Below are 25,243 nucleotides of genomic sequence, written 5' to 3' on the forward strand. Positions count from 1 at the left end.
ATTTCTAAACATATTGTTACAATACTTAATGTGATCGTTCTGACTGGTGGCCTTCTTCATGATTGTTAAGACACTTCCCCCTAGTTCCCGACCGATTCAAGAGGACAGTCGCAACGGCACAAATCGCCGAGGCGACGAACTGGATGTTATTGATGTAGTGCCAGAAGATGGTACATCAAGTTTAGTTGTACGCTCACCAAAACTCTTAGCAGCCCAAAAGGTGAGGACAACAGCCCAACCTGAGACGCTCTACGATCCCGTGAGCATAGCGGCGCATTACCAAAATAAAAAAGTGCAAGTTTTACGGCGGATTTTTTCCGTGTTGGGGCCGACTCTATCCTTTGCTTTTGGATTGTGGTCGGATAGTAAACGGGGAATTGTCGTCAAAAATGACCGCCGCCGAGCCACTCAGCTACGAGTATTGCTGACCCAATTAGGGCCTGCTTACATCAAAATTGGACAAGCTTTATCCACCAGACCGGATCTAGTTCCTCCCGTATACCTAGAAGAATTAACTAAGCTACAAGACCAATTACCGCCTTTCCCCAACGAAATTGCTTACCAGTTTATCAAAGAAGAATTAGGCGCACCTCCAGAAGAGGTTTACGCCGAACTCTCTGCCCAGCCAATTGCTGCGGCTTCATTGGGGCAAGTATATAAAGGTAAGCTAAAAACTGGTGAAGAAGTCGCTGTTAAAGTTCAACGCCCCGACTTAAGAGAGGGGATCACCATTGACTTGTATATCTTGCGTAACCTCGCCGCTTGGGTGCAGAAAAAGGTTAAACGGGTAAGAAGTGACTTAGTTGGGATTCTTGATGAATTAGGCGATCGCATCTTTGAAGAGATGGACTACATCCATGAGGGTGAAAATGCCGAACGATTTTTTGAGTTATATGGTCACATAAAAGACATATACGTACCGAAAATTTACTGGGAATACACCAATCGTCGCGTGTTGACGATGGAGTGGATTAACGGCACCAAATTAACCCAGACAGAAGAAATTAGCGCCCAAGGTATAGATGCTCGTTACTTAATTGAAGTGGGTGTGCAGTGTTCCCTGCGCCAGTTGCTAGAACATGGATTTTTCCATGCCGATCCCCACCCTGGTAATTTGTTAGCGACAACCGATGGCAAATTAGCTTATCTCGACTTTGGGATGATGAGCGAGATTAAGCCACCACAGCGTTATGGTTTGATTGAAGCGATCGTCCACGTTGTCAACCGCGACTTTGAAGGATTAGCAAAAGACTACGTGAAGTTAGATTTCTTATCACCAGAAACCGATTTAACACCAATTATCCCAGCTTTTGCCAGAGTTTTTGCTGATGCCCAAGGAGCCAGCGTTGCCGAACTCAACATTAAAAGCATCACCGATGAACTATCAGCTTTGATGTATGAGTATCCTTTCCGCGTACCGCCCTACTACGCCTTAATTATTCGCTCCCTTGTGACGCTCGAAGGTATTGCAATATATATAGATCCAAACTTTAAAGTTCTCAGCGAAGCTTATCCCTACGTTTCTAAACGCCTGTTAACAGACCCAGCACCGCAATTAAGAGCATCATTGCAAGATTTGTTATTTAAAGATAACAGATTTCGCTGGAATCGCTTAGAAAACTTGTTAAAAAATGCGCGTAATAGTCAAGACTACGATTTTAATTTAGTGCTGAATCAGGGGATAGAATTTCTGTCATCTGAACGCGGTGCTTTTATTCGTGACAAGCTAGTAGATGAATCTGTTAACGGACTCGATGCTTTAGGTAAAAATGTTTTGCATAACTTTACCTCCTTGTTGCGAGAACGGGTAGGATTGACAGCAGTTAATAAAACTCCAGCGGCTACAGTTGAGCAACAACAAACCTTGGAGCATATCAAACATATATTAGGTATTCTCCGAGAAACAAGAGGCTTTGACCCAGTGCAACTTGCATCCCAAATTGCCCAGTTATTGGTAAATTCAGATGTACAACGTTTAGGTCAACAAATTGCCAACCGCTTCACGCAGAAAGCTGTAGCCAGGTTAATTCGGCAATTATTGGCATCCTAGTAAAAGTTATGAGTTAAAAACTTTATTTAGCTCATAAACCATTCATTCTAGCAACTATATAACCCAACTCTTCTAGCTTTCCTAAGACCTTAGTTGCACTTTCAGCAACGCTTTCTTGGTTAGTTTTGCATTCAACTTCAGGGCAGAGTGGTATTTCATAAGGATCATCAATACCAGTGAAGTGCTTAATTTTCCCAGCTCTTGCTTTTTTATATAACCCTTTGACGTCTCGCTGTTCACAAACTGCTAATGATGCATTGACGTAAACTTCAATGAAAAATCGAATACTTTGGCGCACTTCTTCCCGAATTTCGCGGTACGGCGAAATAGCTGAAACCAATACAATTACATTATTTCTGGCAAGAAGTTGAGCTACAAAACCAATGCGCCGAATATTCTCCACTCGATCCTCTTTACTGAAACCCAATCCTTTGCATAGGTTTTGACGTACCGCATCACCATCCAGAACTTCAACTCTGTATCCCTGTATCCGCAGTTCCTTCTCCACGAATTGACAGATAGTAGTTTTACCTGCACCACTCAGACCAGTGAACCATACTGTCACACCACACTTTTGTTGTCTCATCCTACTTTCGTCGTACATTTTAAATGGCACACCAAAAAAGCTTTTTTAGGTAATTGTGGGTCAAATAGTAATTTGATTTTTATAATCCTTTTTTAGCAGGAATTTCAGCCATTACAAGGCAGCCCCTGTCAGCCTTGCTACTTTTACCTCTACTGATTTCGAGTCAAGGAATCGCATAACTATACGTACTTAGGCTAAATATTTAATACAAAAGATGGCGATATATAGGACGGGTTACCCTTACGTATTTTCTGAACCCTAACAACGCAATTCGCCGCTATAGTAACAAAACTTGCTGATCCAGTTTTCAAATTATTGAAGTTTTAACTAATTTTTACATTCAGTATATATACAGTTTATTTTTCAACAAAATAGTCTTTATTATAACAGTAGATTAATAAATAAGATTTACCACTAGGACATTCTAAAAAACTAAGTTCAAAATATCTGCAAAGTTATATGCAGTGCAGCTTTATGGCGGCACGACCCATTATCTGGGGGCGATTCCTTTAGGTGCGTGCTGTTTCTGGTACAGGCTTGTTTATTGACAATGATGGCACGCCTAGTAGTCTGTGTCATTAATTCTGAGAGGTTCGTAGTCAGCGATTTATCAGTCAATTTCAAGGGTTTTAGTCCTGACTATAAACTTTCACAACTCATCAAAACTAATGACATCAATCACTAGTACACTTTCGCATAAATTTGTTCACTTTTAACCAGTTGCTCAGAGCAACTTGTCTGCTTAATTGAGGTGATAGCTGGATTTACGCCGGGCTGTACTAGTAGTTTGTGCCAATAATTTTCGGGGTTCGTAGTTGGTGATTTACCGCTCAATTTTAAGAGCTAGAGCGACTGAGTATATTTTGTATTTAACTAAGTCTAAAGTTCCTCAACAAAATTTGAAATTTAATTCAACTAATTTATGTTAGCTACCTTTCCCACTACTGCCCCAGAAGAGAATAACTTAATTCAATGTGATGCCGATCACGGATTTATCTCCTGGCTGAGTCAAGCCGGAGGTTCAGTTGCCATCACCACCTACCAAGCCGGAAAACTAGCACTAGTAGGCTGGAATGGGCAACAGATAACCATGCTGTTACGCCAATTTTCCAAACCAATGGGATTGGCAGTGAATGGTTCACGACTGGCACTGGCTACCCATCACGAAGTCTGTTTATTAGCCAATGCCCCTACATTAGCTTATGAGTTTTTAGAAGACCAGCCCGGACGCTACGATGCCCTTTACTTGCCACGGATGACATACTTCACAGGCGACCTTAATATTCACGACCTGGAATTTGGCAGAGAAGGGCTGTGGGTTGTCAACACCCGCTTTTCGTGTCTTTCTGCCCTGAGTCCAGACTTTAGCTTTGTACCGCGCTGGCATCCCAAATTTATTTCTGAAGTAGTGCCAGAAGACCGATGTCACCTGAATGGCTTAGCGATGGTGGATGGCAAACCCAAGTATGTAACTGCCCTCGGTGCGACAGATACCGTTGGAGGATGGCGACCAGGTAAAGCCAACGGTGGAGTCGTGGTGGAAGTAGAGAGCAATGAAATTATTGTAGATGGATTATCAATGCCCCATTCCCCAATTTGGCATGACGGGTTTTTGTGGTTACTCAACTCTGGTGCTGGGGAAGTATGGCGCATTCATCCAGAATCAGGAGACAAACAAGTAGTCTGTGTACTCCCTGGATTTCTGCGGGGGTTGTGCTGCGTGGGGTATTACGCCCTAGTCGGACTATGCCAGATTCGGGAACGGCATATTTTCGGAGGGTTGCCCATTACCCAACGGTTTGAGAAGTTGCTTTGTGGCGTCGCAGTCGTGGATTTGCGAAATGGGCAGCACGTGGGAATGCTGAAGTTCACGACAGGCTGTCAAGAACTTTATGATGTGCAGTTTCTTGCTGGTGTGCAGCGTCCGATGGTTTTGAATTCGGAACGAAAAGAAATCCGCCAAGCATTTACAGCACCAGAGTTGAACTACTGGCTGCGACCGAGTGCGGTGATTCCTAATGACTAAGGAGTCTGTTTAATCAGACCGTAATTGTTGAAATCAAATTTTTAGTTTTTTTCAGAGGTTTTTTTATGGCTGAATTCCAAGTCAATACTTACACCAACAATAATCAAATTAACCCCGCAGTAGCAATGGATGCTGATGGGGACTTCATCATTTCCTGGACTAGCAATGGTCAGGATGGGTCTGGCTATGGGGTGTATGCTCAACGCTACAATAGTGCTGGCGTGGCTGTTGGGGGAGAATTCCAAGTCAATACCAACACCAACGGCAATCAAGTTAACTCCACAGTAGCGATCGATGCCACAGGGGACTTTGTTATTTCCTGGCAAACCAGTGGTCAAGACGGGTCTGGCTTTGGGATATATGCCCAACGCTACAACAGTTCTGGAGTGGCTATTGGGGGCGAATTTCAGGTCAATACCTCCACCAACAACGATCAAGTTAACCCCACAATAGCGATGGATGCCACTGGGAATTTTGTCATTTCCTGGCAAAGCAGTGGTCAGGACGGATCTGGGGATGGGATATATGCCCAATGCTACAACAATACCGGGGTAGCTCAAGGCGGCGAATTTCAGGTCAATACTTACACGGACAGCTTTCAATACAACCCCACAGTAGCGATGGATGCAGATGGGGACTTTGTCATTTCCTGGACTAGCTTTAATCAAGACGGGTCTGACAATGGGATATATGCCCGACGCTACAACCGTGCTGGGCAGGCACAAGGGGGTGAATTTCAGGTCAATAGCGACACCGACTACGATCAAACTAACTCCACAGTAGCGATAGATGCAGATGGGGACTTTGTCATTTCCTGGCAAAGCTATAACTATATCGATGGCTATGGCTTTGAGATATATGCCCAACGCTACAACAGTCTCGGAGTGGCACAAGGTAGTAACTTTAAAGTTAATACCAACAAGGACAACGATCAAGTTAACCCCACAGTAGCGATAGATGCAGATGGGGACTTTGTCATTTCCTGGCAAAGCTACGGTCAGGACAGGTCTTCTAAAGAAATATATGCCCAACGCTATAACAGTGCCGGAGTAGCTATTGGGAGCGAATTTCAGGTCAATACCAACACGGACTACGATCAAGTTAACCCCACAGTAGCGATAGATACAGATGGGAACTTTGTCATTTCCTGGCAAAGCTATAGTCAAGACGGCTTTGCCAATGGGATATACGCCCAACGCTATAACAACAACATTGGGGTTCCTCCGACAATTACCTCTGGTTCTGCCTCTGCCTTGGGATATACCGAGAACGCCACTACAGCCATCGACTCAGCCATCACCGTCAGCGATACAGACTCCACCAACCTAGTTAGTGCCACCATCAGCATTACTAGTGGTTTCGTCTCTGGTCAAGATACCCTCAACTTCACCAACCAAAATGGGATTACCGGCAGCTACAACAGCAGCACAGGTGTTTTAACCTTAATCGGTAGTGCTACCATTGCTGACTATCAAACTGCACTGCGTTCCATTACTTATACCAACAGCAGCGACAACCCCACTACTACACCTCGTACCGCCAGCTTTCTAGTTAATGATGGGACTGCCGATAGTACTCCCACTACCCGCGATATCAATATTACGGCGGTGAATGATGCGCCCGTTGCTACTGCCACCAACTCTGCTATAGCATACACCGAGAACGCGACTACAGCCATCGACTCAGCCATCATCGTCAGTGATACAGACTCCGCCAACCTCTCTAGTGCAACCATCAGCATTAGCAGTGGTTTCGTTTTTGGTCAAGATAGCCTTGCTTTCATCAACCAAAATGGGATTACTGGCAGCTACAACAGCAGCACAGGTGTCTTAACCTTAACTGGCAGTTCCACCGTTGCAAATTATCAAACCGCACTACGTTCCATTACTTATACCAACAGCAGTGATAACCCTAGTCTCACACCTCGTACCATCAGCTTTATAGTTAATGATGGGGCTGCTAATAGTACTGCCATTACCCGCGATATTAATATTACGGCAATAAATGATGCCCCTGTTGCTACTGCCACCAGTTCTGCCTTGGCATATACTGAAAACACCACTACAGCAATAGACTCAGGTATCACCGTTAGCGACTTAGACTCCCCCAACCTAGCTAGTGCCACTGTCAGCATTACCAGTGGTTTCACCTCTGCTGAAGACATCCTCGCCTTCACCAACCAAAATGGGATTATCGGTAGCTACAACAGCAGTACAGGAGTCTTAACCTTAACCGGCAGTTCCACTGTTGCAAATTATCAAACTGCACTGCGTTCCATTATTTATACCAACAGCAGTGATAACCCCAGCACTACACCTCGTACCGTCAGCTTTCTAGTTAATGATGGGACTGCTAATAGTAGTGCCGTTACCCGCAATATTAATATTACGGCAATAAATGATGCACCTGTTGCTACTGCCACCAGTTCTGCCCTGGCATATACTGAAAACACCACTACAGCAATAGACTCAGGTATCACCGTTAGCGACTTAGACTCCCCCAACCTAGCTAGTGCCACTGTCAGCATTACCAGTGGTTTCACCTCTGCTGAAGACATCCTCGCCTTCACCAACCAAAATGGGATTATCGGTAGCTACAACAGCAGTACAGGAGTCTTAACCTTAACCGGCAGTTCCACTGTTGCAAATTATCAAACTGCACTGCGTTCCATTATTTATACCAACAGCAGTGATAACCCCAGCACTACACCTCGTACCGTCAGCTTTCTAGTTAATGATGGGACTGCTAATAGTAGTGCCGTTACCCGCAATATTAATATTACGGCAGTAAATGATGCACCTGTTGCTACTGTCACCAACTCTGCCCTGACATACACTGAGAACGCCACTACAGCTATCGACTCAGGTATCACCATTAGCGACGTAGACTCCGCCAACCTGGCTAGTGCCACCGTCAGCATTACCAGTGGTTTTGTCTCTGCTCAAGATACTCTCGCCTTCATCAACCAAAATGGGATTACCGGCAGCTACAACAGCAGTACAGGCGTTCTAACCTTAACTGGCAGTGCCACCGTTGCTAATTATCAAACTGCACTGCGTTCCATTACTTATACCAACAGCAGTGATAACCCCAGTACTACACCTCGTACCGTCAGCTTTCTAGTTAATGATGGTACAGCTAATAGTACTGCTGTTACTCGGAATATTAATATTACGGTAGTGAATGATGCTCCTGTTGCCGTTAACGACAGCTTCACCACAAACAAAAACACACCTGTTATTATTAGCGCTACTACTCTGTTAAGCAATGATATAGATGTCGATGTTAGTGACGTATTGAGCATTACTGGCTTCACCCAACCTAGCCAAGGAAGCTTAGTTAACAACAACAACGGTACTTACACTTATACGCCTGGCCAAAACTATTATGGCTCTGACGGCTTTACTTACACCATAAGTGATGGGCATGGAGGCAGTAGTACTGCTACTGTCAACTTGACTATTAATCAAATCACTCCTCCGATTAATGGCACTTCAGGTGCAGACACCCTGACTGGTACGATGAATATGGATATCATCTCAGGATTACAGGGCAATGACACGCTCCAAGGACTAGGTGATAACGACACTCTTGATGGCGGTGATGGAAATGATTCCTTAGATGGTGGTGCAGGAGCTGACAGTCTCATCGGTGGTAAAAGCAATGATACTTACATCGTAGACAACCTGAGCGATTCGATTACTGAAGGCTTAAATGCAGGCACAGATTTAGTTAAGTCTTCGGTGAGTTGGGTGTTGGGAAATAACCTGGAGAACTTGACCCTGACTGGAAGTGGGGCAATCAATGGTACTGGTAACAGCCTTAAGAACATCTTGATTGGCAATACTGGCGCTAACATTTTGAGTGGAGAAAATGGCAACGATAACCTCTTTGGTGATTCAGGCAATGACACCTTGTTGGGTGGTGCAGGCAATGATACCTTAGATGGAGGTTTGGGAGCTGATAGTCTCAATGGTGGAATGGGTAATGACACTTACATCGTAGACAACCTGAACGATAGTATTATCGAAGGCTTAAATGCAGGTACAGATTTAGTTAAGTCTTCAGTGAATTGGGTGTTGGGAAATAACCTGGAGAACTTGACCCTGACTGGAAGTGGGGCAATTAATGGTACTGGTAACAGCCTTAAGAACATCTTGATTGGAAATACTGGCGCTAACATCTTGAACGGAGAAGATGGCAATGATAGCCTAATTGGTGGTGCAGGCAATGACACCTTGTTTGGCGGTGCAGGTGATGACACCTTGGATGGAGGTTTAGGATCTGATAGCCTTGTTGGTGGAGCCGGCAATGACATTTACATTGTAGATAACGTGAACGATGTTATTAGCGAAGGCTTAAATGCAGGCACAGATTTAGTTAAGTCTTCGGTGAGTTGTGTGTTGGCAGATAACCTGGAGAACTTGACCCTGACTGGAAGCAAAGCAATCAATGGTACTGGTAATAGTCTTAATAACATCCTGATTGGAAATACTGGCGCTAACATTTTGAGCGGAGGAGATGGCAATGATAGCCTCTTTGGTAACTCAGGTAATGACACCTTGTTAGGCGGTGCAGGCGATGACACCTTGAATGGAGGTGCAGGGACTGACAGTCTTGATGGTGGAGTCGGCAATGATATTTACACTGTAGACAACCTGAACGATAGTATTATTGAAGACTTAGATGCAGGCATAGATTTTGTCAATTCTTCGGTGAATTGGGTGTTGGGAAATAACCTGGAGAATTTGACTCTGACTGGAACCGGGACAATCAATGGTACTGGTAACATCCTCAATAACATCCTGATGGGAAATAATGCTGCTAACACGTTAACAGGAGGAGATGGCAATGATAGCCTCTTTGGTAACTCAGGCAATGACACCTTGTTCGGTGGTGCAGGTGACGATTTAATCGCTGGTGGAGTTGGTCGAGATGTATTGACTGGTGGAACTGGACAAGATAGCTTCAACCTAACTGGTAGCCGTACTGGAGGGTATGATACGATCGCTGATTTTACTCTTGGAGAGGATACTATCTTGATTTCCAAGGCTGAATTTGGACTGGTTCAATCTCAAAATACTACGCTCGATTCGGGCTTGTTTCGACTTGGTACCAGTGCGATCGCAGGAAGCGATCGCTTTATCTATGATCAAACTACGGGTAATCTTTTCTTTGATGCAGATGGGATTGGTAAGGCTGCACAAGTTCAAATTGCCCAGTTCTCCAATCACGTAGTGCTTAGTAGTGCAAATATTACTGTCATTGCCTAACGAAAGTTAACTATCGCAAGCATCGAGAGATTACCCAGTAAGAGACAGATCAACTCTTGCTGGGTAATCTCTCAAAAATACACATTTGAGTGCAACACAACTACAAACTTTTAACTTTCCTCTTGGGAATAACCGTTTTTCTCGCGTTTGAGGCTTTCTTCTAAGGCTTGAATTTGTTCGCGTCTGGCTTCCAACTCTAAAGAACGCCTTGCTAAGTCTTGGTTTTGCAACGTCAGGGATTGTCGCCAATGTTCTGCTCGCTCGGCCTCATGCTGCAAAAATTCTGGGGTAATGCCGATGGTGAGGTAGTTTTCTACCAGATGCAGTACCCAGTTAGTGGCGTCTTCTATTCTTTGAATATCGCCTGTAGGAGAAAGTTCAACTAGAACAAGCAAGTTCTCACTCATGATCTTTCCCTTTCCCAGCAGAATGAAAGCTTCTTCGGGAATTATCGCCCACAAGTTATCAGCTTCTTGACGCGCCAATAAGCGTAACTGGTGCTGGTCTAAAAAATCGTTTTTACGCACCTGGGCTAGATATAGCATGAGGGTCGCTTCGCTCCAATTCAAAATTCAAAATTCAAAAAAAATTTAATAAAAAAATAAGTGCCAGAATGGATATTTGGATCTTGTTAATTGGTAATGGGTAATTGTGAATTATTAACACTCCCATTACCCATTACAGTTATCCTAAGCCACGCAGGCGATGCCTACATTAACCCCTTAAGGCGATCGCGCAAAATTTCAGCTTGTTTCTCTGCTTCTGCTAAGGCTTCCCGCGCCCCTTGTACTACATCGGCTCTAGCTTTATCCACAAAGCTAGGATTGTTTAATCTGGTACTCAAGGACTGAACTTCTGCTTCAGCTTTACTCAAGCTTTTCTCTAGCTTGGCACGCACAGCTTCAATATCTACTACACCGCTTAGAGGAATTAGCACTTGTATTGTACCAATTACACCTGCGATCGCATTTTCTGGTTTTTGTGGTTGTTCTAATTCTCTCTGCGGGAAAAAGCGTCTCCATAACCTAAGTCTCGCTTGAGCAGTTAGTAAATTTTGGCTAACAAACCACGCTGTGTAACCAAAACCAACTAGTTCAAAGAAAGTTCCGACGAGGGGAGTGTCATCAATGGCATACCCCACAGCTAAACCCAATCTACCAAATACAATCGCTACAATAATTAAGCCAATTGTCTTCAAACCCCTTTGAGGTCTTTTAATAGCAACAGTTTGGTTTTGTTGTTTGTCAGTAATGGTTAAAGTCTCAACCTTTGCCAAATCTTTAATATAAGACTGTCCAGCAGTAAGAATTTCCCGCTCTTTCTGACTTTCAGTTTGTAAATTCGCCGTCACTTTTACGCCTGGTTTAATATCCGCTTCAGCTCGCAAATTCCGAATTGTGCGGATAGCACCAATCAGCAATTCAAACTGTTCTTTTAAAGCTCTATCAACTAGATTTGCATCTATCTGAGGATAGATTTGTAATGCTAAAGTTTGTGGTAAATCTGCTGATTGTTGGGTAAGAGTTTGCCAAATTTCCTCGGTAATATGTGGCATAAAGGGATGAAGCAGTTTCAAAATTCCTTCCAGCACGTAGGCGAGGGTTTGCTCTGCTACCCGCCTTGATGCGGGATCTGCACCTGTTTGCAGCCTAGATTTCACCAGTTCAATATACTGGTCGCAAAAATCACCCCAAATGAATTCATACAATCCCTTAGCTGCTTCGCCTAAACCGTAATTATCGATGTAATTGGTGGTTTGTTTGACAACTTGATGATACCGCGAGATAATCCAGCGATCGCTCAATTCTATAGCTACTGGGTTCCCCAATTGTTGCGGCGTTTGTCCATCCAAATTCATCATCACAAACCGGGCAGCATTCCACAACTTGTTAGTAAAGTTGCGGGATGCCTCCACCGATGCTGATTCATCCTTTTTGCGATCGTACTCCAACCGGATATCTTGACCTGCACCAGCCACTTCCCTAATTAGGGTATAGCGCAGGGCATCAGTACCATATTTGTCAATTAATAACAGCGGGTCAATGCCATTACCTTTGGTCTTTGACATCTTCTGACCTTTTTCATCCAGCACCAAGCCGTGGATGTAAACTGTTTGGAAAGGCATTTGCTGCGTAAAATGCCCAGCCATCATGGTCATTCTGGCAACCCAGAAAAAGATGATGTCAAAGCCTGTCACCAAAGTGGTAGTCGGGTAGTAAGTTGCTAAATCCTGAGTTTGTTCTGGCCAGCCCAAAGTCGAAAATGGCCAGAGTCCAGAAGAAAACCAAGTATCTAGCACATCTGGGTCTTGTTCGAGCTTGACATTTTCGCCAAATTGCGCCTTAGCTTTCTCCCAAGCTTCAGTTTCCGATTTCGCCACCACAAACGGCGTGTTATCGGTAATTTGCCCATTCGTTTCACTGACAGCGTACCAAGCCGGAATTTGGTGTCCCCACCACAATTGGCGAGAGATACACCAATCATTGAGTTTTACTAGCCAATCACGATAGACCTTTGTCCAGCGTTGGGGGACAAACTCTGGAGAATTTTGCTGGTCGAGGAATTCGAGAGTTTTGTCAGCTAGGGGGCGAATTTTGACAAACCACTGAGTCGAGAGGAGAGGTTCAATGGGTACTTTACCGCGATCGCTGTAGGGAACGGTATGCTTATAATCTTCTATCTTCACCAGAAAGCCATCTGCTTCTAGGCGAGAAACCACATTTTTTCTAGCAACAAAGCGGTCTTGTCCTTGAAACTCCCCAGCGTTGGCGTTGAGAGTGCCGTCTTTATTCATAATGTTGATCAACGGCAGATTATGACGCTTACCCATGTCAAAATCGTTCGGGTCATGGGCGGGAGTTATTTTCACGCAACCCGTGCCGAAAGTGGGATCAACGAATTCATCGCCAATGATCGGAATTTCTCGTTGTAGAATTGGCAGAGTTACAGTTTTGCCGATGAGATGTTTGTAGCGATCGTCATTGGGATTAACTGCTACAGCCGTATCGCCTAGCATCGTTTCTGGTCGAGTTGTCGCCACCTCTACAAAACCGGAACCATCCGTGAGGGGATAGCGCAAGTGCCAGAGATTTCCATTCACCTCTTGATTTTCTACTTCCACATCAGACACAGCCGACTGAGAAGCAGGACACCAGTTAACTAAATATTCACCACGATAAATTAAGTCTTCCTCGTAGAGGCGAGTAAATGCCTCGACAACAGCTTTAGATAAACCCTCATCCAGGGTAAACCTTTCCCGTGACCAGTCCACCGAGACACCCAAGCGTCGTAGCTGATTCAGAATAGTTCCCTCAGACTCCGCCTTCCATTCCCAAGCGCGTTCTAGGAACTTCTCGCGCCCCAATTCGTAGCGAGTCTTACCCTCTGTCTTGAGTTGCTTTTCCAGCATACTATGGACAGCAATGCTGGCGTGGTCAGTTCCGGGTAGCCACAGGGTATTGCGCCCCTGCATCCGGTGGTAGCGCACGAGGGTATCAATTAAAGCACTTTCAAAAGCGTGACCCATGTGTAAGCTACCGGTGACATTCGGCGGCGGAATGACGATGCAGTAAGGTTCGCCGCCTTTGTTGGGGTCAGCTTTGTAAACTTGGTTGTCTTCCCAGAATTTTTGCCACTTGGCTTCAGTGGAAAAAGGGTCGTAGAGACTGGGGAGATTGGGAATAGTTGCGGTCATGCGGGGCAAACTAACTATGGAAGGACTCTAATAAATTTTGCCACAGGGTTGGAGAGGGTTTGTTTAGCAATTCTCGAAATCGTGGATATATCCCTTAAAAAATCTGAAAATGCGAAATCTATTTTTGACCCTTGTAGTTATCTTGAATAAACTCCGTAGCTGACATCTGTATATTCGCTCAGAAAGACTCATGAAATTGAAACCAGGTTTATTTCAACTCATCGTGTTAGTTATGACTGTATCGCTACTTGCTTCTTGTGCGACAACCCCAGAAGCAAGACAGTCAGATTGCAGCTCCACAACGTCGCCAAACCAACAAGCCAATAACTGTTCTCCCTCATCTAATAGTAGCGGCAGATCAAGTGGTTACTCTGGTGGTAGTAGCATTAGAAGATCCGGTTATGGTAATTCATCGGAGGTCGGGACTTCCAGCGGTTCTTCCAACGGTCGTAGTGGTTTTGGTAGTTTTGGTCGCGGTGGTCATGCGGGTGGATAAGAGAGTTATGAATATTTTCAACAGTCCTCAACGAAAGCGTCTATTTCAGTCGATGAAAATGGGTTGGTACAACTTTGCTCCGATTGAAGAAGGAACAGGTATACCTTTAACTGACCAAGAAACACCTTACGCTCTTTATTATTGCCATCAAGTTTTACCGCAGACCATACAAGAAATCCAGCAAGCATCGGAATTAGTCGGTAGTATTTTAACCCAAACGTGGAAAATTATTCGTACTCTTGATGAAGATACACTACTTTATTATGGATTTCCTGAAGCTACAATTAAGTTAGTTAAATATGACTTTATCGCACCATTTTGTATGCGTCTTGATTGGTGCTGGAATCAAGAAACGGGGATAAAAAAAGTAGTAGAAACTAATCCCCAAACTCCTAGCTTTTGGTTTGAGTGTACAGACGGCAATAAAAAAGTCGCCAAACATTTTGGATTGCAAGAACCAGATTTAGATGCTCAAAAAATTTTAAAAATAACACTCAATCAACATGTCAATAGAGCCGCATTAATTTTGGGTAAACCAGTTACAGATTGTCGCGTAGCATTTACAGCTTTGAACAATGCCGAAGATTTAGGTACTATGCGATGGTTAAGCAATTATTTGGAATCTAAAAGTGCCATTTTACCCTTAGAATACCTTGGCATCAAAGATGGTGAGTATCTATTTGACCGGAGAACACAAAAACCAATAGATATACTCTTTATGTGGTATCCGGTGGAATGGCTAATCCATGATACTGATGAAAAAGGTGAAAGATTATGGCCGGCTCTAGAGCAACTAATTTTTGAGAATAAAATTGTGATTGTGAACTTTGGTTCTGCTTTTGCACTGCAACCAAAGAGTGTATTTGCCCTAATTACAGATTTGGGATATGACTTTTTTTCTGACAAAGATGCTGGGACAGTCTGGGAATATTTCCCTAAAACATCACTGAGTGCAACAGCAATAGGTAATTCATACTTTGCCAAACCTATTTTAGGAAGAGAAGGTGAAGGAGGATTTGCAGTTAGTTTAGGAAATATCTCTGTGCGTAGTAGTAATAATGACCCTTGGTATACACAACAGAATTATGTGTATCAAGAGTTATTAGAGTTTCCTAAACTAGAAATTGATGGCAAGTCAATGACTCAGGTTTGGGGAGCATGGCTATATAACGATGGTAGCGATAAGTTTATACCTGGAGGTGTAGGAATCCGCCTTTCTGAAGGGGAAATTACAGATAATTTATCCTATTGGTGTCCTATTGGATGCTAATTTTAATAGCATTGAGAATTAGAGGCAAATATGAAACCTCAAACCACCAGCCGTTCCCCCTGGACATACATACCCACGCTATATTTTGCCTGCGGCATTCCTTACGTCATCATCAACACAGTTTCCGTAATCTTTTACAAAAAGCTGGGAATAGATAATACTCAAATCGCTTTATGGACAAGTTTTCTCTATCTACCTTGGGTCATCAAAATGTTTTGGGCCCCAATCGTTGATATTTACTCTACCAAACGTAAATGGATACTTTATACCCAATTTGCCATGTTCGCTTGTTTGGGTTTGATAGCCTTATCCTTACAACTGCCAAATTTCTTTTTTATCTCACTTGCAACATTAACAATAGGAGCATTTATTTCTGCAACTTATGACATTGCTACAGATGGCTTTTATCTACTGGCTTTATCTCCAGAACAACAAGCCTTTTTTGTTGGCATTCGCTCACTATTTTATAGAATGGCTGTCATTTTTGGCTCTGGAATATTAGTAGTCTTAGCAGGTCAGCTTGAAGTATCTCTCAATAATATTCCTTTAAGCTGGACTATAGCTATTGGCTTTTCATCTTTAATTTTAGCAATTTTGTTTATTTCGCATCGCCTAATTTTACCTTTACCTGAATCAGACAATCAACGACAAATACAAGCTAAGGAAAATATACCTTTTTGGCCAATCATTAGCTCATATTTTACTCAGGATAAAATTATAAATATTTTAGCATTTATATTACTATACAGACTTGGTGAAGCAATGCTTGTGAAGATAGCCTCTTTATTTTTATTGGACAAACTAGAAGTAGGGGGCTTAGGGCTATCAACATCAGATGTCGGGTTAGTCTACGGGACATTTGGGGTAATATCCCTGATTTTTGGAGGAATTTTAGGAGGCTTGCTAATTTCTAAATATGGATTAAAAAAGTGCCTGTTTCCTATGGCTTTAGCTTTGAATTTACCTGATGTATTTTATGTGTATATGGCTTACACGAAACCTTCGTTGACATTAGTGTATCCTTTGGTTTCCTTAGAGCAATTCGGATATGGTTTTGGATTTACAGCTTTTAGTGTTTATTTAATGTATATTTGCCAAGGCGAATATAAAACTTCTCATTTTGCCATATCTACTGGGATTATGGCTTTAGGCATGATGTTACCAGGCTTAATTAGCGGTTATCTGCAAAAAGTATTTGGCTATCCATTATTTTTTATCTTGGTTTGTTTCCTAACTATTCCTGGGATGATTGCTCTATTTTTTATACCTTTAAAAGAAGAAACAAAGCGTCAGAATAATTAATATTATTACCGCTCATGAGTTATATTTTGGGAATAGATGGCGGCGGTAGCAAGACTGTTTGTATACTAATGAATGATTTGCATCAACTACTAGGTCGTGGTGAAGCAGGGCCATCTAATTATCAGAGTATAGGTATTGAAGCCACTCTACAATCTATTCAATCTGCAATTCACAATGCGATTGAGGCAGCAATAATTACAAATACTGTGAATATTGATGCAATATGTCTGGGTTTAGCGGGTGTAGGTCGTACAGCAGATATCGAAGTAGTAAAAGGTTTAGTTAAAGAGTTACAGAATAACAAATTGCCTATTACTTGGGCATTACAGCCAGCGAATATTGTAATTTGTAACGATGCTTTAATTGCTTTAGTTGGTGGAATTGGTCAGCCTGTAGGAATTGTGGTTGCAGCAGGTACGGGTTCGATAATTTTTGGGCGAAATCATCAGGGACATACCAAGCGAGTCGGCGGCTGGGGGTATATTTTAGGAGATGAAGGTAGTGCCTATAAAATTGCGATCGCAGGTATGAATGCAGCATTAAAATCTTATGATGGACGTGAGATGTCAACAAGTTTGTTAGAAGCTTTTAAACAGCATCTTGGTTTGGAAAATATAGAAGATTTAATAGGAGTAATATATCGGCGAGGATTGGAAGTTAAACAGATAGCTGCTTTAGCACCAGTTGTAGATTTTGCAGCAGCATCAGGTGATATAGTAGCGAATATCATCATTGATGATGTTGTAAAAGAATTGGTGAAAGCTACATCTACAGTAATTGGTGCAATTTTTAGTGCTGACTCAGTTTTAGAAGTAGTCACAACAGGAAGTGTGTGGCACGGTAGATGCAAGATCCATGAAAGATTTACAGCATCAATTGTTAAGAAGTTTCCTGAAGTAAACGTGATATTTCCAAGGTATGAACCTGCTTATGGTGCTGGTTTGTTGGCATTGCAGACAACTCAAAATTAACGGACTACTAACTTTCAAATAAAGAAAGCAATAATAGGAGTTTTCAGTCTGCAAATATGCGCCCTAAGAAAGTTACTATTTCAGACCAAGCTGCGGTGGTAGCACTAGAATCATAACGATAACCACCGTCGCGCATGAATGTATGTTCTGCTTCATACAAGAAAACTTGGTGAGGTATGTTAGCATTCTCAATTGCTTTTATTATGGTTTGGCGATCGCTCTCTGGTATATGAGGGTCAAGAGTACCAAATACCATTAGCATCTCGCCTTTGATTTCACTTACCCTCTGGATTGTATCAGCTACCTCTTTACCCAGTTTACCACTGGGAATACCAGTAGGGTAACAGCAGACACAAGCCCGAATTTCGCTTTGAAATGCGGCGCGGAAAGCTAAATGTCCACCAATACAAAATCCTAGAGTGCCTATTTGATTTGGAGAAACCGCACTCTCTCCTTTCAGAAATTCAATCACAGCAAGGCAATCGGCATCATAATCAGCTACGGAGGTTCGACGCGCATCGTCATTACCGCGCATCCTTCCAATATCGTCTGGCTCAATTACTAAACCAACTGGCTCAATTCGGTGAAAAATTTCTGGGGCTGCTACTACATAGCCGTATCCTGCTAAGTAGTTAGCTAGACGAATCATTGGATCACCTAACTGATAAATATCACTGTAGAAGACAATACCAGGGTATTTTCCTGCTGCTTTGGGAGCTGCAACATAAACACGCATTAAGCTGCCATCTACTCTTAATTCAATATTACGCTTGGTGATTTGCACTTTTTTGTCTCCGTGTTACGCTTGCTGTCATTAGCTTCTACACTGTAGCGCCGCAGCATCCGGTTACTTTCAACCCCCAATTTGGCGTTCTTTTACCATCACTGCGATCGCTTAATATGCCCAGTGAAAGTTTGTTGTGATCGCCTCAATACACCTGTTACCTTAGCGACAGCAGGCTATATAGCTGCTTTAGCAGCAGTTGTAAATTTGGCAGCAGCATCAAGTGATATAGTAGCGAGTTAAGAGAAAACATTATCTTTTAAATGCAAAATAATGGATATTAGCCAAAAATCAAATAAATTCTTTGATTTCAATTCTTTTGAACTGATGAAAAACTACCAAGAAACATATTTTAATAGCTGTAATAATATTTACAACTCTCAAGAACACAAAGATTTTAGGGAAAAAGTAGAACAACCATTTAATGATTTTTGTAATTTAATACATCAGCAAATACCAAACAAAATTGCTTGTAATAAGTTTCATGGAGTAATAAAAGTAAAAAAAGAACCGTTCAGTTATTATAATACGCCTCGCTTATACAGGTATTTAGATATATTTTCAACTTTATATATAGAAATGACATAGCTAGGTATAAGAATAGAATTTATATATGAAATAGGTGAAATTTTAGCCCAAGCTATTGAAGGTATTAACCCTCTAATAATGTCCAAAATAGTTGCGAAAAATATACGTGTATTTCATGTTTGGTGCTTTGTAGATGATAATAGCTTGTTTTGGAAAAAAGATGAAATATTAAACGCTTCTTGGAAAGATTTAATTGATGATTTTAATCAATGGTTTCAAGATTATCTCCCTTTTTTATGGCTAGCAGTATCTAATGAACTAATACCATCTATTAGTAAATATATAAATCCCAATAATCCTAATTATAGCTTAAATAACTTTGCTCAAGATATTGGCTATATACAAGCAGACTTAGAATGTTGGATACGCACAATTAATCGTAAATGTCAAGCAATTTTATATGGTTCACCGGGAACAGGAAAAACTTATATTGCTGAAAAACTTGCTCAATACTTAATCGGTTGTGGTGACGGTTTCTCAGAACTGGTGCAATTTCATCCAGCATATTCTTATGAAGATTTCATTCAAGGCATTCGTCCTCAAAGCCAAAATGGAATATTAGCATATCCACTGCTTCCAGGAAGATTTTTAGAATTTTGTAAAAAAGCTGAGTCTCGTGAAGATACTTGTGTTCTAATTATCGATGAAATAAACCGTGCTAATCTCGCACAAGTTTTTGGTGAATTAATGTACTTACTTGAGTACAGAGATAGAGAAATTCCACTAGCTGGCGGTAACAACTTTCGTATCCCAAAAAATATCCGCATTATTGGTACAATGAACACAGCAGATAGGTCTATCGCCAATATAGATCATGCGTTACGCCGCCGCTTTGCATTTATTGAACTTCGCACAAACTATGAGGTGCTGCGAAGTTATCATCAAAAAAGAGGTTTTACAGTAGAAGGATTAATTAACATTTTAGAGCAATTAAATCAGGCGATCGCAGATAAAAATTACGAAATTGGTATTTCATTCTTTTTAACAGACAACCTACGTGAAGATATAGAAGATATATGGCGCATGGAAATTGAACCATATTTAGAAGAATATTTTTTTAACCAGCTAGAAAAAGTAGATCAGTTTCGCTGGGATGAAATAAAAAATAAACTATGGATATAAACCCAGCACAACCAAAAATTATTGAACTTATAGAATACGAAAATAAATCATTTCAGCGTGATGAAATATCCGATTCAGCCGGAGTCGAGTTATGTGAAAAATACAAAATACAAGTAGATATAGAATTTCCTAACTATAAAACGAAAGAACATTGGAAACTCAAAGCTAAAGGATGGGTAGGTTACATTCCTGTCACTCCTGAATTGCATCTAAAAATAAATCCGAAAGTGCCTATCCAAAACCTCTTCGGAATGCTGGAATATGCCTACAATTTAAAAGGTTTTCGCTTTCTCGAAGGGCTGATGGATTGTGAATCTCTAGAGGACTTTTATAATAATCTGGCTCAGATATTATCCCATAAAGTTTTAGAGCGATGCCGCAAAGGATTATATCGTACTTACTTGCCTAAAACACAGCAGCTTTCTTATGTGCGGGGAAGGCTAGATATGCGACAGCTAATTCAAAAGCCGTGGAATGTTAAACTTAAATGCGATTACGAAGAACATACGGCTGATATTAAAGAAAATCAAATTTTGGTATGGACACTTTATATCATTGGTCGTAGCACTTTATGTTCAGAAAGAGTATCGCCAACAGTACGAAAAGCTTATCACGCTCTACAAGGATTAGTAACGCTGCAACCTTGTAGCGCAGAAGATTGTATCGCCAGACAGTATAATCGCCTCAATCCAGACTATGAACTATTACATAATCTATGTCAATTCTTTTTAGAAAATAGTAGTCCCAGTCATGAAAGGGGAAATTATAAAGCCCTACCCTTTCTCGTTGATATGGCACATTTATATGAACTTTTTGTTGCAGAATGGCTTAAGAAAAACACGCCGCAAGGCTATTTTTTCAAACAGCAACATCTAATATAAATTAGTCAGAATAGGCACTTCAGTATAGATATATTACTGTGTGATGCTACTACTGGTAAAACAATAGCAGTTTTGGATACAAAGTATAAAGCCCCTGAACAGCGAGGAAATACAGATATTTATCAAATGATCAGCTACGCCAACACAACAAAATGCAAGCAAGCTTTTTTGATATACCCCAAAGATTTAACACAGCCACTAGATATAAAAAGCGATCAAATCCGAGTCCGCAGCCTCACCTTTTCCCTAGATGATAATCTTGATCGCGCAGGTCAAACCTTTTTAAAAAACCTTTTTCTCCTAATCTGCTCAGAACTCACACCAATAATTAGTAAAGGGAATGGATGACATTCGCTTGCTGCGAAGCATCCATCCCCGAATAGCTGCCCAGATCATGAACCTGGAATCTATAGTCCGGTATCTAATAATCACAGTATCGGCCGAGATATGTAGATTGTCACTAGGATAGATACTGATTTACGAAATACCTACGAAAAGATTGTTACACAATTACTCTTGTTCACCCTTACTTCCGCCTCCCATCGCCAACAGCGCCGTTCCGTAAGCTGCTTCTGTGTACACTGACGCTACTACAGAAACCTGCAAATTACGCGCCCTAATCGCAGTCCAAGTGTCATTCGCCGCACCACCGCCAGTGGTATAAACACGGCTCAATTTGTCTGATCCCATTTTTTGTAATAATTCATACCCTCGTGCTTCTATGCGGGCAATGCTTTCTAACAAACCATGCAAAAATTCCACTGGATTATCTGGGCGTGGTTTCAATCGTGGGGGTAGATTGGGATCGTTAATCGGAAAGCGATCGCCTACCTTCAACAGTGGATAATAATCTAACTCGCTAGCTTTTGATGCATCAATCTCACGGCTAAGGCTTGCTAACTCAGTGTTTGTGAAAAATTGCTTTAGTACTGCACCCCCAGTATTAGAAGCACCACCAGTCAGCCACAAATCACCCAATCGATGGCTGTAAATTCCATATCTGGCATCTTCTACACGGGTACGACTTAACAACTTTAGTACCAACGTTGAACCAAGGGAAGTTACGGCTTCACCAGGTAATTTTGCGCCACTGGCGAGAAAAGCGGCAATACTATCGGTTGTACCAGCACATACCAAACAATCACTGCGTAAACCGAACTTACCCGCAATTTCAGGACGCAATTCGGCAATCGGAGTCCCAGGAGGTAAAACTTTGGGTAGCTGAATTGGTATTTGCAGCAATTCTTGCCATTCTGGGTATTTCAACTCTTCTACGTCATAACCCAGCTTTAAAGCATTATGGTAATCGCTAATACCCAACTGTCCATGCAGCAGAAACGCCAGCCAATCTGCTTGATGCAGGAAATATCTAGCTTCACTAAAAGACGGTAATTGCCTCATCCACAAAAGTTTGGCTAGGCTGGAGGTGGCACTCAACACGGTATGATTGGGGGGTGCTATACTCCTCAAATGCTCTAGCACAGATGATCCCCGCGCATCGTTATACAGCAATGGTGCATCTATAGGGTTGCCAGCAGCATCGACCAGCAAAACGGTGGAAGAAGTCCCATTGATTGCGATCGCTTTAATTTCTCGCCGCAATTGGTCAGGTATTTGTTCCAGCAACGCAAACAAAGCCTCCTGCCAAATTTTTGGCGTAACGGCATTTGGTGAGTCATGGAAGGGATATCGCACCTCTGTCTGAATACAAGAGGCTTCCTCGTCAATCAACACACCGCGTCCGCCAGATGTGCCGAAGTCGATACCCAGATATAAATTCATAATTTTTATAAATTTTTTTAATGGAGAATAAATAAGGACTACTGACCAATAACTGCTTTTGTTGCATCTTGTAACAACATATTCCCCAATTCTCGCAAAACAAGGAAAAGTAGTAAACGAACTGTTCAAAATCTATTCAGATTAGGAGGTTTTCAGCCATGCCTATTTTAGATACTCTGTACATCGCTCAGTTGTCTTCCATCTCAGATACTCAAGTCTACATCGCTCTAGTTGTAGCCTTGATCCCAGGAGTTCTAGCTTGGCGATTAGCCACAGAACTTTACAAATAACGCTCCAATGTGACACAGTTAAAAAGCTAATAATCCTGGCAGTACGGGGTGCAATTTCCAGACTTTATGACTTTATGTCATAAGTACCTAGAAACCTTGCACTTACGTAAGCCAGGTTATTTTTTAACTAGTGCGACACTTGTAGCTATTTCAAAAAAATGAAGTAATATGACAGCTAAATCAAGCATTCAGGAGTGCTGAGTGCTAATTCAGCTCCGAGTATCGAGTGCTGACTGCTGAGTTGGAAATTTCACTCAGCACTCATAACTCAGCACTCTTGATAGTGCTTCCCTTCACTAAGCGAGGTTATCTTTTAGCATCATGAACGCGATTCAACCCTCTAGACCACCGTTACAACCTATACAAAAACGCCGGGTCATTTCTCGACCAAAGCGGCATCTTCGTCAACGTTCTTACCAAGTGATGGCACTAGAAAGCACAGCCAAAATAGCAGTTAATCTTGTGATTACAGCCGTTGCAGTATCTGCTTTAACACAACTCTTGCCTTATCATTGGTTACAGCAAGAAAAATTGCGAGAAATGAGTACCGAAGTCAAGCTGATGGAAGGACATGTCAATGGTTTACAGGCGGAATTTAGCCGTAACTTTGATCCGCAAGAAGCTAAAATTATTAGACAACGACAAGGATACCGATTCGATCCCAGCCAGCGTCAGATCGTGTTGATGAATCAAGATCGCCGAGAAGATGAGCAAACAGACTCATTACCCTAAGACAAATGGTGAATTTGGGATTATTGAGGTTTATTGTGATTCAGGCTACGTATAAACCGGGTGTTAATTTATATTATTTCTAATAAATAATGGTTAATAGCTAATTTTTGAATAGCTATGTAGTTATCATCTATTAGTCATTAGCGATACAGCGTCGCTTCTCTACGAGACGCTGCGCGAACGCTCCAATTAAAAATTCAAAATTCAAAATTCAAAATGAAGAATTTACTTTTTGAATCTTGAATTTGCAAAAAGGACTAATCTACCAATTAGGACGCTGATTGAGATAGTAGCTCGTCTAGCCGATTTTCGAGTTGTAAACGCAAGCGACAACTAGTAATATCCTTATTGTTGTCAAGAGAGGGTAGTTTAGTAAGGGCGCGACGATAATCAGCGATCGCACAATTCCAGTCGCCCCAAAGATGGTAAGTTCTGCCGCGTTCAGCCCAGATATGACCTTCTAGTTGACCGAAAAGCAGTGCTAGCTCAAAATTCTCAATTGCCACCTCGTATTGCCCCAAATCACGCCAGGTAATGCCTCGGTTAATCCACGCCCGAAGATAGTGAGGTTTCAAATCAATCGCTCGATCGTAGTCGGCAAGTGCTACTGCTAACTCTCCACAAGCCGCGTAGTAATTTGCTCGATTGTTATAAGCACTAGCCAAATAGGGATTAAGTTTAAGGGCGGCGTTGTAGTCGGAAAGCGCTTTTTGCCTTTCGCCACTTTGAAAATATATTAGCCCCCGGTTGTTGTAATCAACGGCATTGTGGGGGTGGCGGCAGATTAGTTGGGTTAAAAGTGCGATCGCTTCAGTATAATCTCCTTGTTGGGCCAACCTCAAAGCACAAGAACGTAAGTAGCTATCCTCGAAAGTAGATTCGCTGCGATCGTTTTTCCTCTGCTCTTGAAGTTTGTTTGTAGTATTTAGAACATACTTATATTGTTTACTTTGCTGGTCATCGTCAGCCAAAAATGAGTGAATATTCATCTTTCCCTGCTTGAAATCCCTGCTTTTTTAAATAAAAGTCTAGTTTTTTAACGCTGGTGGTTTTACCACTGTGTCTATTCTCAAGGTACTTATGGTTACTTTAAAGCCGTCTTAAGACTGAGATTTAAACTACTCACACTAGTAGGAATCTACCCCTTAAATAAACAATTGCTCCTCAAACCTAATCATAGATACTTGATCCCGAAGATGAATTCCAGAAATAGCAGACGTTAATCTCAAAGACTAGTCAACATAATTCGTAATTGATAATGACGCTCTCTACGTTCGCGCAGCGTGTCGCAGACAGACGCTCTTGCTTGCTAGCTTGCTTCTCTGTAAGAGTGGGTACGCGGACTCGCTACCGCTACGTTCGCGGAGCGTCTCCTAGAGAAGACAGTAATTCGTAG

Annotated in this window: 17 protein-coding genes and 1 pseudogene; 12 read left to right on the forward strand and 6 right to left on the reverse strand. The window is 42.0% G+C overall.

The window, feature by feature from the left end; genetic code table 11:
* The first annotated feature begins 58 nt into the window (after positions 1-58).
* The gene (locus tag V7L12_RS21610) at positions 59-2,050 is read left to right on the forward strand and encodes an ABC1 kinase family protein (RefSeq protein ID WP_335087365.1); all 1,992 of its coding nucleotides are present in this window, start codon (positions 59-61) and stop codon (positions 2,048-2,050) included.
* 31 nt (positions 2,051-2,081) lie between these two features.
* Here V7L12_RS21610 and cysC read toward each other — a convergent pair whose 3' ends face one another.
* Positions 2,082-2,654, reverse strand: coding sequence for an adenylyl-sulfate kinase (gene cysC / locus V7L12_RS21615; RefSeq protein WP_334816561.1), 573 nt, complete (start codon positions 2,652-2,654; stop codon positions 2,082-2,084).
* A 904-nt stretch (positions 2,655-3,558) separates the two neighbouring features.
* Between cysC and V7L12_RS21620 the strand changes: the two genes are divergently transcribed.
* The gene (locus V7L12_RS21620) at positions 3,559-4,662 is read left to right on the forward strand and encodes a TIGR03032 family protein (protein ID WP_335087367.1); all 1,104 of its coding nucleotides are present in this window, start codon (positions 3,559-3,561) and stop codon (positions 4,660-4,662) included.
* 65 nt (positions 4,663-4,727) lie between these two features.
* Complete coding sequence (locus tag V7L12_RS21625; protein WP_335087369.1) at positions 4,728-9,935, forward strand: beta strand repeat-containing protein; 5,208 nt, start codon at positions 4,728-4,730, stop codon at positions 9,933-9,935.
* Positions 9,936-10,045: 110 nt separating this feature from the next.
* Here the strand turns inward: V7L12_RS21625 and V7L12_RS21630 are convergent, their stop codons facing one another.
* Together V7L12_RS21630 and V7L12_RS21635 are read right to left on the reverse strand one after the other, a co-directional pair.
* A complete protein-coding gene (locus V7L12_RS21630; RefSeq protein ID WP_335087371.1) occupies positions 10,046-10,480 on the reverse strand; it encodes a hypothetical protein in 435 nt (144 codons plus the stop codon).
* A gap of 164 nt (positions 10,481-10,644) precedes the next feature.
* Positions 10,645-13,629 (reverse strand): valine--tRNA ligase, encoded by a 2,985-nt coding sequence (locus V7L12_RS21635; protein WP_335087373.1) that lies wholly within the window; start codon positions 13,627-13,629, stop codon positions 10,645-10,647.
* A 190-nt stretch (positions 13,630-13,819) separates the two neighbouring features.
* Between V7L12_RS21635 and V7L12_RS21640 the strand changes: the two genes are divergently transcribed.
* From V7L12_RS21640 to V7L12_RS21655, 4 genes are read left to right on the forward strand one after another with little or no spacing between them, the layout of a single operon-like run.
* Positions 13,820-14,125 (forward strand): hypothetical protein, encoded by a 306-nt coding sequence (locus tag V7L12_RS21640; protein ID WP_292787209.1) that lies wholly within the window; start codon positions 13,820-13,822, stop codon positions 14,123-14,125.
* Between the two features lie 7 nt (positions 14,126-14,132).
* A complete protein-coding gene (locus tag V7L12_RS21645; protein WP_335087375.1) occupies positions 14,133-15,395 on the forward strand; it encodes a glutathionylspermidine synthase family protein in 1,263 nt (420 codons plus the stop codon).
* A 30-nt stretch (positions 15,396-15,425) separates the two neighbouring features.
* Positions 15,426-16,697 (forward strand): MFS transporter, encoded by a 1,272-nt coding sequence (locus tag V7L12_RS21650; protein ID WP_335087377.1) that lies wholly within the window; start codon positions 15,426-15,428, stop codon positions 16,695-16,697.
* A 14-nt stretch (positions 16,698-16,711) separates the two neighbouring features.
* A complete protein-coding gene (locus tag V7L12_RS21655; RefSeq protein ID WP_335087379.1) occupies positions 16,712-17,668 on the forward strand; it encodes an N-acetylglucosamine kinase in 957 nt (318 codons plus the stop codon).
* A 43-nt stretch (positions 17,669-17,711) separates the two neighbouring features.
* Here V7L12_RS21655 and V7L12_RS21660 read toward each other — a convergent pair whose 3' ends face one another.
* On the reverse strand, positions 17,712-18,452 hold the full coding sequence (locus tag V7L12_RS21660) for a dienelactone hydrolase family protein (RefSeq protein WP_335087381.1): 741 nt from the start codon (positions 18,450-18,452) through the stop codon (positions 17,712-17,714).
* A 273-nt stretch (positions 18,453-18,725) separates the two neighbouring features.
* Here V7L12_RS21660 and V7L12_RS21665 point away from each other — a divergent pair, with 273 nt between their 5' ends.
* The 3 genes and pseudogenes from V7L12_RS21665 (at position 18,726) to V7L12_RS21675 (ending at position 21,391) form a co-directional block, all read left to right on the forward strand.
* Entirely contained in the window at positions 18,726-19,040 is a 315-nt protein-coding gene (locus V7L12_RS21665) for a hypothetical protein (protein WP_335087383.1), read from the forward strand.
* Positions 19,041-19,118: 78 nt separating this feature from the next.
* Positions 19,119-20,162, forward strand: a complete 1,044-nt coding sequence (locus V7L12_RS21670) for an McrB family protein (RefSeq protein ID WP_335087385.1) — start codon at positions 19,119-19,121, stop codon at positions 20,160-20,162.
* Positions 20,153-21,391, forward strand: a pseudogene (locus V7L12_RS21675) (McrC family protein). The gene V7L12_RS21670 and the pseudogene V7L12_RS21675 overlap by 10 nt, the downstream one beginning before the upstream one ends.
* Before the next feature lie 162 nt (positions 21,392-21,553).
* On the opposite strand, the gene V7L12_RS21680 reads toward V7L12_RS21675, so the two are convergent.
* Positions 21,554-22,825, reverse strand: coding sequence for an FGGY-family carbohydrate kinase (locus V7L12_RS21680; RefSeq protein WP_335087387.1), 1,272 nt, complete (start codon positions 22,823-22,825; stop codon positions 21,554-21,556).
* Between the two features lie 200 nt (positions 22,826-23,025).
* On the opposite strand from V7L12_RS21680, the gene psaM reads away from it, so the two are divergent.
* Together psaM and V7L12_RS21690 are read left to right on the forward strand one after the other, a co-directional pair.
* Entirely contained in the window at positions 23,026-23,115 is a 90-nt protein-coding gene (psaM, locus tag V7L12_RS21685; RefSeq protein ID WP_040630342.1) for a photosystem I reaction center subunit XII, read from the forward strand.
* 321 nt (positions 23,116-23,436) lie between these two features.
* A complete protein-coding gene (locus V7L12_RS21690) occupies positions 23,437-23,847 on the forward strand; it encodes a hypothetical protein (protein WP_335087388.1) in 411 nt (136 codons plus the stop codon).
* Between the two features lie 269 nt (positions 23,848-24,116).
* Here V7L12_RS21690 and V7L12_RS21695 read toward each other — a convergent pair whose 3' ends face one another.
* Entirely contained in the window at positions 24,117-24,836 is a 720-nt protein-coding gene (locus V7L12_RS21695) for a tetratricopeptide repeat protein (protein ID WP_335087390.1), read from the reverse strand.
* Positions 24,837-25,243 lie beyond the last annotated feature (407 nt).

Origin of the sequence: Nostoc sp., from assembly GCF_036918245.1 — a bacterium.
Taxonomy (GTDB): domain Bacteria; phylum Cyanobacteriota; class Cyanobacteriia; order Cyanobacteriales; family Nostocaceae; genus Nostoc.